16 protein-coding genes are annotated in these 15,377 nt (G+C 65.3%); 8 read left to right on the top strand and 8 right to left on the bottom strand.

Annotated features, from left to right (window positions below; translation table 11 throughout):
* Positions 1 to 39: 39 nt before the first annotated feature.
* Positions 40 to 888, bottom strand: a complete 849-nt coding sequence (locus AABD04_RS03045; protein ID WP_243596967.1) for an aldo/keto reductase — start codon at positions 886 to 888, stop codon at positions 40 to 42.
* A 54-nt stretch (positions 889 to 942) separates the two neighbouring features.
* Here AABD04_RS03045 and AABD04_RS03040 point away from each other — a divergent pair, with 54 nt between their 5' ends.
* The 5 genes from AABD04_RS03040 (at position 943) to AABD04_RS03020 (ending at position 5,846) form a co-directional block, all read left to right on the top strand.
* The gene (locus AABD04_RS03040) at positions 943 to 2,616 is read left to right on the top strand and encodes a phospholipase D family protein (protein WP_341440196.1); all 1,674 of its coding nucleotides are present in this window, start codon (positions 943 to 945) and stop codon (positions 2,614 to 2,616) included.
* 130 nt (positions 2,617 to 2,746) lie between these two features.
* Complete coding sequence (locus AABD04_RS03035; RefSeq protein WP_341440195.1) at positions 2,747 to 3,640, top strand: 1-phosphofructokinase family hexose kinase; 894 nt, start codon at positions 2,747 to 2,749, stop codon at positions 3,638 to 3,640.
* On the top strand, positions 3,637 to 4,386 hold the full coding sequence (gene surE, locus AABD04_RS03030) for a 5'/3'-nucleotidase SurE (protein ID WP_341440194.1): 750 nt from the start codon (positions 3,637 to 3,639) through the stop codon (positions 4,384 to 4,386). Before AABD04_RS03035 ends, surE begins: the two co-directional genes overlap by 4 nt.
* A gap of 172 nt (positions 4,387 to 4,558) precedes the next feature.
* Entirely contained in the window at positions 4,559 to 5,554 is a 996-nt protein-coding gene (locus tag AABD04_RS03025; protein WP_341440193.1) for a M4 family metallopeptidase, read from the top strand.
* 10 nt (positions 5,555 to 5,564) lie between these two features.
* A complete protein-coding gene (locus AABD04_RS03020) occupies positions 5,565 to 5,846 on the top strand; it encodes a protealysin inhibitor emfourin (protein ID WP_341440192.1) in 282 nt (93 codons plus the stop codon).
* A gap of 12 nt (positions 5,847 to 5,858) precedes the next feature.
* Here the strand turns inward: AABD04_RS03020 and AABD04_RS03015 are convergent, their stop codons facing one another.
* Genes AABD04_RS03015 through AABD04_RS03005 form a run of 3 tightly spaced genes read right to left on the bottom strand, consistent with a single transcriptional unit; the run spans position 5,859 to position 8,939 of the window.
* Positions 5,859 to 6,518, bottom strand: coding sequence for an NADPH-dependent F420 reductase (locus AABD04_RS03015; RefSeq protein ID WP_341440191.1), 660 nt, complete (start codon positions 6,516 to 6,518; stop codon positions 5,859 to 5,861).
* Positions 6,519 to 6,555: 37 nt separating this feature from the next.
* Complete coding sequence (locus tag AABD04_RS03010; protein WP_341440190.1) at positions 6,556 to 8,046, bottom strand: flavin-containing monooxygenase; 1,491 nt, start codon at positions 8,044 to 8,046, stop codon at positions 6,556 to 6,558.
* A 26-nt stretch (positions 8,047 to 8,072) separates the two neighbouring features.
* Complete coding sequence (locus AABD04_RS03005; RefSeq protein WP_243596975.1) at positions 8,073 to 8,939, bottom strand: SDR family oxidoreductase; 867 nt, start codon at positions 8,937 to 8,939, stop codon at positions 8,073 to 8,075.
* 73 nt (positions 8,940 to 9,012) lie between these two features.
* Between AABD04_RS03005 and AABD04_RS03000 the strand changes: the two genes are divergently transcribed.
* Positions 9,013 to 9,657: a TetR/AcrR family transcriptional regulator gene (locus AABD04_RS03000; RefSeq protein WP_341440189.1), complete on the top strand. Its 645-nt coding sequence runs from the start codon at positions 9,013 to 9,015 to the stop codon at positions 9,655 to 9,657.
* A 9-nt stretch (positions 9,658 to 9,666) separates the two neighbouring features.
* Here the strand turns inward: AABD04_RS03000 and AABD04_RS02995 are convergent, their stop codons facing one another.
* Entirely contained in the window at positions 9,667 to 10,668 is a 1,002-nt protein-coding gene (locus tag AABD04_RS02995; RefSeq protein ID WP_341440188.1) for an EamA family transporter, read from the bottom strand.
* A gap of 39 nt (positions 10,669 to 10,707) precedes the next feature.
* Here AABD04_RS02995 and AABD04_RS02990 point away from each other — a divergent pair, with 39 nt between their 5' ends.
* Positions 10,708 to 11,241, top strand: coding sequence for a CGNR zinc finger domain-containing protein (locus AABD04_RS02990; protein WP_243596978.1), 534 nt, complete (start codon positions 10,708 to 10,710; stop codon positions 11,239 to 11,241).
* An 82-nt stretch (positions 11,242 to 11,323) separates the two neighbouring features.
* Complete coding sequence (locus AABD04_RS02985) at positions 11,324 to 11,635, top strand: hypothetical protein (RefSeq protein WP_341440187.1); 312 nt, start codon at positions 11,324 to 11,326, stop codon at positions 11,633 to 11,635.
* A 28-nt stretch (positions 11,636 to 11,663) separates the two neighbouring features.
* Here AABD04_RS02985 and AABD04_RS02980 read toward each other — a convergent pair whose 3' ends face one another.
* From AABD04_RS02980 to AABD04_RS02970, 3 genes are read right to left on the bottom strand one after another with little or no spacing between them, the layout of a single operon-like run.
* On the bottom strand, positions 11,664 to 12,761 hold the full coding sequence (locus AABD04_RS02980; protein ID WP_341440186.1) for a PQQ-binding-like beta-propeller repeat protein: 1,098 nt from the start codon (positions 12,759 to 12,761) through the stop codon (positions 11,664 to 11,666).
* Positions 12,758 to 14,095, bottom strand: a complete 1,338-nt coding sequence (locus AABD04_RS02975) for a hypothetical protein (RefSeq protein WP_341440185.1) — start codon at positions 14,093 to 14,095, stop codon at positions 12,758 to 12,760. Before AABD04_RS02975 ends, AABD04_RS02980 begins: the two co-directional genes overlap by 4 nt.
* 51 nt (positions 14,096 to 14,146) lie before the next feature.
* Positions 14,147 to 15,373, bottom strand: coding sequence for an AGE family epimerase/isomerase (locus AABD04_RS02970; protein WP_341440184.1), 1,227 nt, complete (start codon positions 15,371 to 15,373; stop codon positions 14,147 to 14,149).
* Positions 15,374 to 15,377 lie beyond the last annotated feature (4 nt).

The raw sequence follows: 15,377 nt of genomic DNA, 5'->3' as shown, positions 1-15,377 counted from the left end.
CGAACGCGACGAACACGTTCGAGCCCACAGGGTTTCGCGCTAGTCGGGGATCATGTCGAAGGTGTCCGGGTTCGGGCCGTTACGGCCCTGCTCACCCTTGTCCAGTGCCGTGATGGCGTCGACATCGGCCGAGCTGAGCTCGAAGTCGAAGATCTCGAAGTTCGCCTTGACACGCTCCGGCGTCACCGACTTCGGGAAGATGATGTTGCCACGCTGAATGTGCCAGCGAAGCACCACCTGCGCAACGGATTTGCCTGCTGCGTCGGCGATTCGCTGCAGTTCGGGATCGTCGAGAACGTTACCCTGAGCGATCGGCGACCACGCCTCGGTGGGAATGGCGTGTTCGCGGCCGTAGGCCCATACGTCGTGGTTGACGAAGTACGGGTGTACCTCGATCTGGTTCACCGCAGGGACCGTATCGGTCTCCTCCGCGAGGCGATCGAGGTGCGCGGGCTGAAAGTTGGAGACACCGATGTTGCGGGCGCGGCCGTCGGCGGCGAACTCCTCCAACGTCTTCCACGTGGACACGAAGTCGCCGTCGTAGCGGGTGGGCAGCGGCCAGTGGATGAGGAAGAGATCGACGTAGTCGGTCCCGAGGTCGCTGAGCGTCTTGTCGAACGCCGAGCGCGCGTCGTCGGGCCGGTGGAAACCGTTGTTGAGCTTGCTGGTGACGAACACCGATTCGCGGTCGATGCCGGAGTTGCGAATGCCCTCACCGACCTGCTTCTCGTTGCCGTACATCTCCGCGGTGTCGATGTGTCGGTAGCCGATCTCGAGCGCCGTCTCGACCGCCTTCGCGGTCTCGTCAGCGTCGATCTGGAAGACGCCGAAACCGAGCTGGGGAATCTGCTTGCCGTTTCTGAGCGTGACGTTGGGTACCTGAGTCATATCGCCGGGGTGCCCGCCCACTCGCGCCTTCAAACCGGGTGAAATGATGCGTGCGTGATAGTGCAGCGCATCCGGCGCGTCGTCGACGGAATTGCCGAGAAAGTCGGCCGGTCCACCTCCGCTCTGACTGCTCCCGAGCACCAGTTCGACCCGGCGCACCCGTGGTTCCTCACCGCACCCGAGCGGGGAAACGACGACACCCGAATCTCGGCGTGGACCGAGGGCAACCGCGTCGAGAATCTGGTGCACGGCAAAACCTACTTCGCTGCACTCGCACGAGCCCTGGAGCAGACCGAGCGTGACGATCTGGTGCTCTTCACCGACTGGCGCGGGGACCCGGAGCAGCTGCTCACCGACGACGGAGTGACCGTCGAAGATGCCCTTACCTCCGTCGCGCACCGCGGCGGAGTCGTCAAGGGCATGGTGTGGCGCTCCCACATGGAGACCCTCGGTTTCACCGGCCCGAAGAATCGCAAGCTCGCGCTGCGGCTCGAGGAGGCGGGCGGCGAGGTCATTCTCGACCAGCGCGTGCTGGTCACCGGAAGCCACCACCAGAAGTTCGTCGTCGTGCGGTACGGCAGGAAAGATCTGCCCGACGTCGCGTTCGTCGGTGGCATCGACCTGGCCCGTGCTCGACGCGACGACGTCGATCACTTCGGCGATCCGGTCTCACGTCCTTTCCCGCCCGAGTACGGCGAGATTCCAGCCTGGCACGACGTGCAGGTGCAGATCGAAGGCCCGGCGGTGCGAGACGTGGAGGACGTCTTCCGCGAACGCTGGGAAGATCCCGCTGCGCTCTCGCGCCTTCCGTGGCACGCCATCCCCGACTTCCTACGGGGAGTGACACGCGAACCGTCGGAACTCCCTCCTGCAGCTGAAGCCCCGGAGCCGCAGGGCACGTGCTCGGTGCAGTTGCTGCGCACCTATCCCCGCCGACGCCCCGCCTACCCGTTCGCCACGAAGGGCGAGCGCAGCGCTGCCCGCGCCTACGCCAAGGCCCTGAACCGCGCCACCGAGTTGATCTACATCGAGGATCAGTACCTGTGGTCGGTCGACGTCGCTCGGGTGTTCGCTTCGGCACTGAAGCGCAAGCCGAACCTGAAGCTGGTGGTCGTGGTTCCCAAGCACCTGGACGACGACAGCCCACTCACCATTCCGTCCGCGCTGCTGGGACACTCGGCGGCGCTCCAGGTCATCCGGGCTGCGGGCGGCGATCGCGTACTGGTACTCGACATCGAAAACGACCGTGGCGTACCGGTATACGTGCATGCCAAGGTCTGCATCATCGACGACGTGTGGACCGCAGTGGGATCGGACAACTTCAATCGCCGCTCCTGGACCCATGATTCGGAATTGACCGCAGCAATCATCGACGAAGCCCACGACACGCGGGAACCTCTCGACCCCGCGGGATTGGGCGACGGTGCCCGCACCCATGCCCGCAACCTGCGCTTGGAGCTCATTCGCGAACACCTCGGCCGGGCCGACGGCGACGACGCAGACCTGGTGGATCCGCAACAGTTCTTCGACGTGATCTCCGCCAGCGTGACCGCACTCGACAACTGGCACCGAAACCCGTCCTCCGGACCACGCCCCGTCGGACGGCTTCGCCTACACGAGATCTCGGTGCCGCCCGTCTGGCAACAGCGACTCGCAGCACTCGCCTACCGGTTGTTCGTCGACCCCGACGGACGCCCGGTCGGAATGCGCCTGCGACGTCGTTTCTGAGGACGACATTGTCGACCGGCCCGTTCGTCTCGACCCGTTTCGGACCTGACAAATCGGGGATTCGCATTCGGTGCCTTCCTCCTCTCGTACACCCAGCGCCCTCGTTTTCGCACCGTCTCCGCTTCTGACGGTGACCCTCGACGCCGCTCCGAACGGCAGTACCGAACTGCATGTGCACGCAGGCGGTCAGGGTCACTGGATCGCGCGGATGGCATCGGTGCTCGGTCTCGACGTCACGCTTGCCGGTGTGTTCGGCGGCGAGATCGGTGCCGTGTTGCGCGGCATCGTCGAGAGTGAGGGCATCTCCGTCGTCTCCGTCGACATCGGCCAGGAAAGCGGCTCCTACGTGCACGACCGCCGCAGCGGGGAGCGTGAGGTACTGGCCACGGTGGATCCGCCGCCACTGGCCAGGCACGCGCTCGACGATCTCTTCGGCGCGGCACTCGCTACCGGTGCCCGCAGCGACGTCGCCATCCTCGGCGGTCCGCATGCCGACGACATCGTGCCGCCGGAGGTCTACGAGCGGCTGTGCGCAGACCTTCGCGCGCTGGACGTCCCGGTGGTCGCCGACCTGTCGGGCCCGACCATGCAGGCTGCTCTCGCCGGCGGCATCACCGTGCTCAAGGTCAGTCACGAGGATCTCATCGCCGACGGCGGAGCCGAGTCCGAAGATCCGAAGCACCTGATCGATTCGATGCGAAAGATGCACGACGACGGTGCCGAGGTGGTCGTCATTTCACGTGCGGGAGATCCCGCGCTGGCACTGGTGGACGGAGACGTGCTCGAAATCGTCACCCCGGCTCTGCAGATGGTCGACCACCACGGCGCAGGCGATTCGATGAGCGCCGGGATCGCCGCCGGCCTGGCCCAGGGAATGTCCATGCAGGAATCGCTACGCCTGGGTGGAGGCGCGGGCACCGCCAACGTGACCCGCCGCGGCCTCGGTAGCGGCCGAAAAGACCTGGTTCTCGGACTCACCGATTCGGTCGAAGTACGTCCGTTCGAGAAGGCAGGCAAGAAATGAGGGCCCTGATCACCAACGACGACGGCGTGCACAGCGCAGGCATCGCCTTGCTGGCACGGGTGGCCCTCGATGCCGGCCTCGACGTCGTGGTGGCCGCGCCCCACGAGGAGCGCAGTGGTGCCAGCGCGTCGTTGACGGGGATGGGCGTCGACGACCACCTCGGTATCGAGCCGACCGAGATCGAGGGACTCCCCGACGTGACGGCTCATGCGGTGCAGGCCTCGCCCGCCCTCATCGCATTCGTCGCCACCAGAGGGGCCTTCGGCGACGCACCGGACCTCGTGCTCTCGGGTATCAATCACGGCCCCAATACCGGTGCCGCCGTTCTGCATTCGGGAACGGTAGGAGCGGCGTTGACGGCCCTGACGCACGGAGTGCCCGCCATGGCGCTGTCGTCGATCGCCAGTCGGCCGTCGCACTGGGAGACCGCCGAACACGTCGCACACCTGGCCGTGACATGGATGATTGCCCACCTGACCGTCGATGCCGTGGTCAACGTCAACATTCCCGACGTTCCCCTCGCGGACTTCGCCGGGATCGTTCCGGCTTCGCTGGCTCGCTACGGCGCGGTGCAGGCCGAAATAGGAGATCGCGGAGAGGATTTCGTCACCGTCCGGTTCGACGAGATCCAGGCCGAGGACGACGATTCCGACGCCTCCCTGCTGGCCCGGAACTGGGCGACCGTCACCGCACTGCGTCCCCCGAGCGAGGTGGACAGCGTAGATCTGTCGACGCTGCGCGAGTGAACCCTGCGCCGCGGAACGAGAATTGTCGGTCCCCTCGGGCACACTGGGAACCACGCACCACCGCACATGCCACGGACCTAGGGGGTCACCGCGTATGACGTCACTTGCCCATTCCGGATCATTCCGCAGGCTCCACGCTCATCCTGTAGTTCCACCGTTTCTGCTCGAGCGGTTGCGGAGTCCTGGTGCTCGCGCCACGCTGCTCGCCGATCGTGAGATGCGCGCCGGACGCGAGGTCGTCCAGGAACGCACCGCCATCGCTCCGCGCACCGGCGGCACCCTCGAACGCACCATCTCCGACGCGAAGTCCACTCGCGATCTACCCGGCCAGCAGGTACGCGCCGAGGGCGAGGATCCCACCGGCGATGCCGCCACCGACGAGGCGTACGACGGCCTCGGTGCCACCTATGCGTTCTTCGACGACGTCTACGGCTACTCGAGTCTCGACGGCAGCGGCCTGCCCCTCGACGCGACGGTGCACTACGGGCAGGACTACGACAACGCGTTCTGGGACGGCTCGCGCATGGTGTTCGGCGACGGTGACGGCGAGGTGTTCGCTCGCTTCACCGTCTCACTCGGCGTCATCGCGCACGAACTTGCCCACGGGTTCACGCAGTACACCACTCCGCTCGAATACAAGGATCAGGCCGGCGCACTGAACGAGTCGATCTCCGACGTTTTCGGCGCACTCGTCGAGCAGTACACCGCGAAGCAGAACGCCGAGGACGCGTCGTGGCTCATTGGCGAAGGCCTGTTCCTGCCCGCAGTGCAGGGCAAGGCGTTGCGCTCGCTCCTCGAGCCCGGCACCGCCTACGACGACGACGTACTCGGCAAGGATCCGCAGCCCGCCAGCATGGACGATTTCGTCGTCACCACCGAGGACGACGGCGGGGTGCACATCAATTCGGGTATCCCCAACCGCGCGTTCGCCGTTGCCGCCACCACGCTCGGTGGTCCGGCCTGGGATCGCGTCGGGCAGGTCTGGTTCGACACCATGACTGTCGGCGGACTGTCCCCGACAGTCGATTTCGCCGGCTTCTCCGCCGCAACGATCGCGGCGGCGAACACGCGATTCGGAGCCGGCTCCGACGTTTCCGAGGCCGTGGCCACGGGCTGGTCTACCGTGGGAGTGAGGACAACACGGAGACCGAGCGACGATCGGGTGTGATCGAGGGCAGATGAGCCTGCGCATAGAGGTACTGCGAACCGGCGGCATCGCCGGGATGTCCAAGCGTGGAGTGGTCGAGACCGACGAGCCGGAATGGCAGTCGTTGGTCGAGGCCGCGCAGCCGTACATCGCCGATCAGCAGGCCACCGACGCGGCCGAGTCCGACGCCCGCGACACCTTCGTCTGGAGCGTGTCGGTGGGCGGGCACTCGTGCCGAGTCGGGGATTCGAATCTGACCGGACCGCTTCGCGACCTCGCGGAGCGCACACTCCGCGAAGGCCGCGTCAGGTAGCTCGACCCCAGGTCAGGCCTTCCACTCCGCGCTGCGTTCTTCGGTTGCCTGCCCCAGCGCCTCGACGAGGGCGTCGACTCCGAAATCCTTGCCGTACGAGGGTGTTCCCGGCTGCTGTCGCCAGGACTCTTCGAGGGGGCCGGCGTCGACCGGGTCGAAGCCCAGTTCGTCGATCACCGAGAACACGAACTTCATCGAATCTGCGTCGTTGCCTGCGATCGGAAGCGCGATGCGACCGTCGGTCCCGGCCAGCACACCCTTCTTCAGCAGGTGCTTCCAGTAGATTCCGTTGAACGCCTTGATCACCGGCTCACCGAGTTGTTGGGCCACCCAGACGCTTTCGGGTGTTCCACCTTCGATCTCCTCGATCAGCCCGTCGCGCTGCTGCGGGTAGTAGTTGTTCGTCTCGATGATCGGCGCCCCGGCCTTGCGAGCACTGGTGATTCCTGGAGCGAGATCCGGAACGTTCTTCTGCGGGATACTCAGAATCACGAGGTCGGCATCCTCCGCGGCATCCGCGGCCCACACCGCGGTCGCTCCGGTTTCTGCCGCCAGGTCCGCGAGAGTCTCCGGATCACGCGAGTTGGAAAACCGAACCTCGTGATCGAGCGCCGTCAAACGACGCACGAGCGTCCCGCCGATGAATCCACTTCCGATGATGCCAATTTTCATGTCCGGAACAAACGATTCCCGACTCGATCTATTCCCGTCAGGATCCGACGGAGACCTTCGACCGGGGACGGCCGAACTTCATGGCCTTGTCCACGACCTTGCCGTAGCGCAGCACCGGCAGGTCCCGGAAGTAGTTCATCCGCAGCTTCCACGGAGTTTCGCTGCCCTGCCTCGGGAAGTTGTCCACGGCCCGCAGTACGTAGCCGGCGGCGAAATCGAGGAACGGTTCCTCGTCCACGGACGGATCCCGTTCGAGCTCGACGGTGCTGTAGCCGTTCTCGTCCATGTGAGCGAGAAGTCGCATGACGTAGTTCGAGACCATGTCGGCCTTGAGCGTCCACGACGCGTTGGTGTATCCGACCACGAAGGCGAAGTTGGGGATGCCGGTGAGCATCATGCCCTTGTACGCCATGGTGCTGGGCAGATCCACGTCCTTACCGTCGACGCGGAAGGCCGCGCCGCCGAGTGCAGACAAGTTCAATCCCGTTGCAGTGACGACGATGTCGGCGTCGAGGTGCTGGCCGGACTTCAACTTCAGGCCGGTCTCGGTGAAGCTGTCGATGTGATCGGTGACGATCGAGACCTCGTCCTTGCGGATAGAGCGGAACAGGTCGTTGTCGGGCACCAGGCACAGGCGCTGGTCCCATGGGTTGTACGACGGGGTGAAGTGGGTGTCGAGGTCGTATCCCTTCGGCAGCCACCCCTCCTGCAGCTTCCGGATCCGCTTCTTCATGAACTCGGGGTACTTCTGGCTCAACGTGAAGATCAGCATCGCCATCGACACGTTCTTGAGCCGAGTCACGCTGTACGCCAGCTTCTTCGGCAGCCGCTTCCGTAGAGTCTGCGCGATCGGATCCTTGGACGGCAGCGACAGGATGTAGCTCGGCGAGCGCTGCAGCAGCGTGACATGCTCGGCGTCGCGAGCCAGGTTGGGGGCCAACGTGATTGCCGTTGCACCACTGCCGATGACGACGATCTTCTTGCCGGAGTAATCCAGATCCTCCGGCCAGTGCTGCGGGTGGATCACCTGACCACCGAAGTTCTCCTGGCCTGCAAACTCAGGGCTGAAACCCTTGTCGTAGTTGTAGTAGCCGCTGCAGGAGAACACGAACGACGCCGTGATCGTGACGGTCTGGTTCGTGTCGCTGCGGTGCGCCGTCACCGTCCAGAACTGCTGTTCGCTGGACCATTCGAGCGCGACGACCTTGTGATGGAACCGAATATGCTTGTCGACGCCTGCTTCTCGCGCGGTCTCGACGATGTAGTTGCGAATGTCGGTGCCGTCGGCGATGGATTTCTCACCCATCCAGGGCTTGAAGCTGTAGCCGAGGGTGTACATGTCGGAATCGGAGCGAATACCGGGGTAGCGGAACAGATCCCACGTACCGCCGATTGCCCCGCGGCTCTCCAGAATGGCGTAGGTCTTACCGGGCAGGTCGTGCCCGAGGTGGCGCGCGGCCCCGATCCCGGACAGGCCGGCACCGATGATGAGGACATCGACGTCGGGGGTGGTCGATACGGCAGTCATATCAGCAACGATTCCTTCGGTGGGGGTCAGCTGGTCTTGTTGCGTGCGCTCTCGGACCTACCGAGGCGCGCTACTTCTTCGTCCATCTTGGGCAGGATCGTCGGCACGTGCTCGAGCATGCTGCGATCACCGACCCGTGAGGTGATGACGGCCTTGAACCACGACGCTGCACCCACCCACCGCGGTACGTAGACGCGACGCTTGCGCTTGGCCAGGCCGTCGACGAACGCGTCGACGCACTGCTCGACGGTCATCGTCTTGCCGAGCGGCCCGGGGAGCACAGCGAGCAGATCCTGGAAAGCGGTGAGATCGGATTTGGCGTCCTGCACCATCGGAGTGTCGATCCACGCCATGTGGGCGGAGCCGACGTCGACGCCGCGGTAGTTGACCTCGAGGCGGAGGGCGTTCGCAAAGTGTTCTGCTGCAGCCTTACTGGCGTTGTACGCCGCCAGTCCCGGGCACGGGGTGAACGCCGCCAAAGAGGACACGACGAGGATGTAGCCGTTGCGTTCGATGAGCGACGGCAAGGCCGCGCGGACGGTGTTGAACACGCCCATCACGTTGATGTCCATGACCCGTTGGAACGTGGCGGGATCGACCTGCATGATCGATCCGTAGCTGGCGATTCCGGCATTGGCGAGCACCAGATCGATGCCGCCGAACGCCTCGATTCCGCCGTCGACGGCGCGCTGCATGTCGTCCAGATTTCGTACGTCGGCGACGAACGCCTCGGCCTTCAGCTGGGTCGCGAGCTCAACAAGTGGGGCTTCGTCGACGTCGACGAGAATCAGCTGTGCACCTTTGCCTGCCAGGTCGCGCGCCGTTGCGGCACCGATTCCACGTGCTGCTCCGGTGATCAGAACGACCTTGTTGCGTAGCGTCGACGCCGCCATGTACTCCCCCTCGATCGGAATGCCTGTCTGCGAACACTTTGCATCTGATACCGAGCGGTGTCAAGATCTGTGTGTGACCACGCATCACAGTGAAGTCGGCCGCACCTATCGAGGTGCCGATCCGCAGCAGCGGCAACAGGAACGTCGAATCCGCCTGCTCGACGCAGCCGTCGAGGTCTTCGGCACCACCGGCTACCGCACCGCAACGGTGGAGAAGGTGTGCAACGAGGCCGGGCTGACCAAGCGCTACTTCTACGAGTCCTTCACCAACAGCGAGGACTTGCTGATGGCCACCTATGCCCGGGCCACCGAGTCCATGCGCGAGAACATCCTGGCCGGAGCCGCCGCAGAAAAAGACTCCAGCGAACAAGTGCTCCGCGGAGCCCTCACCGGCTTCTTCACGTTCGTCGCCGAGCAGCCGAAATCGGCTCGCATTGCTTTCGTGGAAATCCTCGGCGTATCCCCTACCGTCGACGCGCTGTACCGCAAGACCACCACCTCGTTCTCCGCGACGGTGCTCCAGGTGGCCGACACCGTCGGGTCCAGCCGCGGTCTCGCCGGGCCCAATCGTCGAACATTGGCGATGGGACTGGTGGGCGCGGTCCTCACCATCGCTCAGCAGTGGCTGCTCTCCCCCGAGCCGGAGCCGCTGGAGTCGGTGATCGCCAGCGCCCACACAATCCTGGCGGCCGTGGTGTTCGGCCGCGTCGACGGCTGACCAGGCAGGTCAGGCCCTGCTCTGCAGCGGCTCCACCGGGGCGTCCGCCGTGGCCCGCTCGCCGGACTTGACGACGACCACGCCGAGCAGAACCAGTGCGCCACCGGCCAATTGGATCGGTGCCGGAGCCTGCCCGAGCAGCAACCACGCGAACACCAGTGCCGCAACAACTTCCATCAATCCCATGAAGGACGCCAACCGCGAGCCCAAGCGCCGGCCCGCGGCGATCCCGAGGACGTAAGCCAGCGCCGCCGTCACCACTCCGAGCCCGATGATCGGAACCCACCACGGCACAACCGCATCGACGAAGGTGACGTCGGTGAGCGGGGCTGCGAACGGGACGATGCCGACGAGCCCGGCAACCAGCAGGATCAGCCCGCCCGCGAGCAACCCTCCGCCTGCGAGCACGATCGGGGGAAGTCCGTTGGTCTCGTCGGCAGAGAGCACCCAGTAGACGGCCGCACCGGCCATTGCGCCGAGTGCCCACAGCACGCCGACGGTATCGACGTCGGCACCCGAGATCAGGTCGAGCACGAGCACCAGACCCATCGCCGCCAGGAGCGCACCCACCAGGGTCAGGCGGCCCGGGCGTTGGTGATGGCGGAACCACATCCACCCGATGACGGCCACCGGCGAGGTGAATTCGATGAGCAGCGCCACCCCCACTTCCATGCGGCCGACGGCGTTGAAGAAGGCGAGCTGGCAGCCCGCAACCGCGAACGCTCCGTACGCGGCGATCAGCTTCCAGTTCTTCGCCAGCAGGCTCCACCGACCGCGCAACGCGAGGATCGACGGAATCAGCAGGACGGCCGCCGCCAGCAGGATGCGCGCGGTGACCGCGGCCCCGGCCGTCCAGCCGGCGTCGAGCAATCCCTTGGCGAGCGAGCCGGACAGCCCGAACGACGCCGCGGAGAGCAGCGCGAATCCGAGTCCCGAGAGTCGACGCGACCGCGCGGCAGCATCGTGGGCAGTCGCGCGATTCAGCTGCGCGTCATGAGTGTAAGCCGTCATGACATGTGACAGTAGGGAGTGACTTGGTAAGGTGTCAACATGCTTTTTGCTCATGACGCGGAATTGTCGTTGCTGTCCGCCGTGGCACTGGTCAATTCCGCCGAAGACCCGGACACGTTGACCTCACGAGAGCAGCTCGCCGAGTTCTTCACGGAGCAGGGTTACTCGGGTCGCTTCGACGGCGACGACGCCGAGCTCGAGGCGGTGCGGGCACTACGGCCGACCCTGCGCACTCTGCTCACCAGCAGCCGCGACGACGCCGTGGTCGAGGTCAACCGACTGCTGGCCGAGTCCTCGGCCCTCCCGCGACTGGTTCGTCACGGAGACCTCGACTGGCATATTCACGCTGTGGCCGACGACAGTCCGCTCGCGACCCGCATCGTCGTCGAGACCGCGATGGCGATGATCGACGTCATTCGCGCGGACGAGCTCTCGCGCTTCGACGTCTGCGCCGATCCGGACTGCAACGGGCTGGTTCTCGACCTCTCCAGAAACCGCTCTCGCCGGTTCTGCAGCACGACCTGCGGTAATCGCGCGGCCGTCGCCGCGTACCGGGCGCGCAAGGCTCAGTGACGACGGCCACTGAGCACTGCGGGGCTTAGACGATCGGCTTTCGGGTATGCGCCGAACGAGCTGATCGAAAGGAAATACCCCCATGGTCGAGAAAAGGCCTTCCGTATCGAGCACGTCCAGAGCTGTCGTGAACATGCTGGCCGTCGTACTGATCTTCGCCGGAATCGCCGCTATCGGCGGTCTGATCGCCGCAATCGCAGGCGGCTTCGAGGGCTGGGCGATAGTCGCGGGTGTTGCCGTCATAGCGCTGTTCACCGGCGGCTTCCTTGCCGTACGCGAAGGCGCTCGCCGCCGGTCTCTCGAGTCCACGCAGGTGGTCTACGCGCCGGACCACACCGACGACGTGTTCGACATCGACCCCAACACGGGTAAGCGAACTCCGCACCGGGAGTAGCCGTTCGGCGTCTCGGCGTTTCACGGAGTCAGGTGGGTACCGATTCGAGCCGCACCATCGATTCGGTACCCAGGAAGAACACACCCGACTGGGCTTCGACGATCGAACCCGACTCCGTGAAGCCGTCGACCCCTTCAGGAAGTGGCCAGCGCCATCGCACGTCGTTCGAATTCGTGGTGGCCATGAGCGCATTCTCCTCGAACGAATAGACGGTGTTGCCGACGATCGTCTCGGACGAGTACGGATCCTGCAGCGCCCACACTTCGGTGCCGCTCAGGTCGACCACCGTTGCGCCGGTGGTCAATTCGAGTCCATCGACGGGCGTGCCGGTGCGCGGGTCGAAGAACGTCGCCTCACCGCCGAGGGTCACCACTCCGCGTCCGTCGTCGACGTGGATCAGCGGACCCGCGACGTCTTCCCATCCCGCGGAGGACGTGATCGGACGCGACCACATCTGATCGAGAGCATCCACAGAACCGCCGCGGAGTACCGATTCGCCGTCCTCCGGGTTGCCTTCGAGCAGGAAGACGGACCCTCCGTCGCTCTCGATTGCATACGGGAACCACGCTTCGGGGATCGTCGTTCTCCGTGCCTCCCCGTCGTCCACACCGATCCTCACGATCGACGGGCTGTCGGAATAGGAGTCGAGACAGACGATCTCGTCACCGACGGCCTCGCTCGCACACTGATCGACACTGCCGGGTGATTTCTTCCAGCGGACATCGCCGTCGCCGGCATCGACGGCCACGAACTCTATCGCGTCCACCGAGTACGAACGCGGATTCGGTAGGCCGACGGCAGTGACGAGAACATCGCCGGCATCGATCGCGCCGGTGGCACCGGAGTCGAACATGAGATCTGCTGCAGGAGAGCGGAATGCGGCAAATTCACGTCCGTACACCGCCTCCGCGTCGAGCTGCCAGCTCGGGTCGAGGACGGGCCCGGACGGCACCTGCGTGGTGATCGTCTCCGGCGAGAACGTCGGTGTCATCGCCTGGATGTCGGCCGGCTGTTCGACGGGAACGTCGTGCATCGATACCACGACGACTGCAGCGATGACGGACACGACGGCGACTGCCACCGCGACTCCGGCGCGGATGGTGGACCTTCTCTGCGGATCCGTCATGGCCACTGCGCAATCGGGGCCTGTGCCACGGCGTCGAGAACCTCGAAGGGCAACGGTTCCGGCAACACCAGCGGCGCGTACTGGGTGGGGTCGAGGTCGACCGTCGATCGCACCGACACGCGAACTCCGGTCGGTCGTGTCACGGTCACCGAGCGCGTGAGCTGCGTGGTGCCGTCCTCGGACGTCATGCTGTTCACGATGTCGACGTCGGAGCTTTCGACCACCGAACCGTCGGGCAGCGTTCGGAATTCGACGACGGGTCCGTACGCGGACTCGGGATCGTACGGGTCCAACGCCACCGGAAGTGACGCTCCTCCGGACACGGAGATCGACAGTGCAATATCGGTTCCGACGACCTCGAGATCGGTGCACACCCCGGAACCGTACGAACCGGGGACGAGGGACCCGATCGGTCGGCTCAGCGGCGGCGCACCCGGCAGCGACTCCCATGTGGTCGTCAACGCTGCGTTCGCCGCCTCGACGGACTCGGCCCGAATGTCGGCGACGGTGCCGCTCTCACCCGACATGACCTCGCCCGAAGAGACGTAGCAATCCTGTCGTGGAGCAGAGGCTCCGGCCGGAGCAGGAACCGTCAGTCGCAGATCCGGTAGCGCCGCGACGGTGGCCAATTCGGCTGACTGCAGCGGGAATTCGGCCGACGTGCCGGTGAGATTGGCGGTCACCTGTGTCCCGTCCGGGTGATAGGCGGTGGCAATGCGGAAGTATGTTCGCTTGCCACCCCACTCGTACCAGCTGTCGTTGGTGTCGACAACGGTGCCGTCGGGCTCGGTGGCCCGAGCGTCGAGAGCGCCCGCGACACAGGGCGGCACGCCGGTCTCGGAGGGTCGGACGTCGATACTCGCGTAGGCGGACGAGTCGGCCCGAGCCAGCTCTCCCCGTGCGCTGGTGCTGGGCTCGAAGCCATCCGGTGCTGCACCGCCGAGGTCGTCGACCGGCTGGAAGGTCACGGATTGGGATGGCGCGGCCAACACGACGGCGACATCGGTCGGCAGCGCGGTCAGAACGGCGTCGGACATGGCACCCGCTTTGCCCGACGTGAGCCATGGATAAGCGGGATCGTCGTACGACGGGGTGCTTTCCACGATCGACGACGACATGACCAGCTCCCCCTCGTCGGACGGAGGCGGCTCGACCTCCGGACAGCCCTGGATGTCCACCGGGTACTCGACCGGCTCGGACACGAGAGCCGAATCGCTCTCGGCAACGGCGGACTCCGGAGATCGAAGCAGGCCGGCCGCAACGACTCCGAGAGCTACGACCGTGACGATGACGGAGGTGTCGATGATCAGGTCGTGTCTTCTACCTTCGGGCACGAGGAAACAATACAGACCCATCGGAAGGTTTTGGTGCTGTCCGGCACACCGCTAACGCGGGGCGTCCCGCAGCACCGCCACCATGCTCGAGCCCGACGCATATCGACTGATCCACGTCGCTTGAACGGCGTGGTAGAGATCGGGCTTGCCGCTCCACACCGTGGCCGCTGGGACGTTGCCGGTATCGAGTTCGTGGTGCCAGGAGCCGTCGACGCGATCGATGTAGTACTCGGCTGCGATGTCCCACCACTGTCGATAATCGTTCTCGTACCGGTCTTTTCCGGTGTGCCGTGCCAGTGTCGCGGCAGCGGCAATCGCCTCGCACAATACCCAGTGCAGACGGCCGGTGACGACCGGCTTCCCCGTCCAGTCGGTGGTGTAGACGAAGCCGGGGGTCGGCCCGGGTTGCCAGCCGTCGGTCGCAGCGCGGTGATAGAGGGATTCGGCCGCGTCGACGTAGTCCCGCCCGCCCGCACAGAGGCCGGCCTGCAGCAGAAGTCGTGCCCACTCGAATCCGTGACCCACCGTCGCCCCGTATGGCTTGAACTGGTTGGCGGCATCGTCACGGTTGTACTCGAGTTGCGGGATCCACTCCGCGGTGAAGTGCTCCGGGATTCGCCACTCGTTGGCCGCTGCCCACCGACAGACGTTGTCGCAGATACGCAGCGCTCGTTCACGCCAGATGACGGGTGCGCCGGCATCGACGGCAGCCAACAGCGCTTCGACCATGTGCATGTTGGCATTGATCCCGCGATAGTCGTCGAGCTCGGACCAGTCCACCGTCCTTGTGTCCGAACACATTCCGTGGCGATCGTCCCAGAACCGATGCTCGACGGTATCGAGTGCCTCGCCCAGAAGATCCGCACCGCGTGGGTGACCCGCGGCCGTGGCTGCAGCTCCCGCCAGCACCACGAACGCATGCGTGTACGCGTTCTTGACAGCATCGGGCGAGGTCGCGTCGGCGCTGGACTCGAACCAACCCCCGTTAGTGCTGTCTCGCAACGTCGTCAGAAGCCCGTCGAACACCCGATCGGCCTTTCTGCGGGACCCCGGCCGACCCAGCATCGATGCGAGAAAGTGCACATGCGCCATCCGAGCGGTGATGTACGTGTGGGCCGGATGATCGAGGTCGGGGTGCCCGCGGTCGTCCAACCACACAGCGCCACCGGCCGGGTGGTCGAGTGAGGTTCCGAAATCGAGAAGCCTCGATGATTCGGCGTCGAGCCACAGCTGATGCGAGGGAAGGGTCCACCAATGGAGTCGACGTCCGGAGCTCATGTGT

The organism is Rhodococcoides navarretei (assembly GCF_038069675.1).
In the GTDB taxonomy this organism is placed as follows: Bacteria; Actinomycetota; Actinomycetes; order Mycobacteriales; family Mycobacteriaceae; genus Rhodococcoides; species Rhodococcoides navarretei.
This window is presented reverse-complemented; position numbering and strand designations above follow the sequence as displayed.

Coding starts and splice junctions, on each gene's coding strand:
- AABD04_RS03045 (WP_243596967.1), bottom strand. CDS start 888: ATGACTCAGGTACCCAACGTCACGCTCAGAAACGGCAAGCAGATTCCC.
- surE (WP_341440194.1), top strand. CDS start 3,637: ATGAGGGCCCTGATCACCAACGACGACGGCGTGCACAGCGCAGGCATC.
- AABD04_RS03020 (WP_341440192.1), top strand. CDS start 5,565: ATGAGCCTGCGCATAGAGGTACTGCGAACCGGCGGCATCGCCGGGATG.
- AABD04_RS03015 (WP_341440191.1), bottom strand. CDS start 6,518: ATGAAAATTGGCATCATCGGAAGTGGATTCATCGGCGGGACGCTCGTG.
- AABD04_RS03010 (WP_341440190.1), bottom strand. CDS start 8,046: ATGACTGCCGTATCGACCACCCCCGACGTCGATGTCCTCATCATCGGT.
- AABD04_RS03005 (WP_243596975.1), bottom strand. CDS start 8,939: ATGGCGGCGTCGACGCTACGCAACAAGGTCGTTCTGATCACCGGAGCA.
- AABD04_RS02995 (WP_341440188.1), bottom strand. CDS start 10,668: ATGACGGCTTACACTCATGACGCGCAGCTGAATCGCGCGACTGCCCAC.
- AABD04_RS02990 (WP_243596978.1), top strand. CDS start 10,708: ATGCTTTTTGCTCATGACGCGGAATTGTCGTTGCTGTCCGCCGTGGCA.
- AABD04_RS02985 (WP_341440187.1), top strand. CDS start 11,324: ATGGTCGAGAAAAGGCCTTCCGTATCGAGCACGTCCAGAGCTGTCGTG.
- AABD04_RS02980 (WP_341440186.1), bottom strand. CDS start 12,761: ATGACGGATCCGCAGAGAAGGTCCACCATCCGCGCCGGAGTCGCGGTG.
- AABD04_RS02970 (WP_341440184.1), bottom strand. CDS start 15,373: ATGAGCTCCGGACGTCGACTCCATTGGTGGACCCTTCCCTCGCATCAG.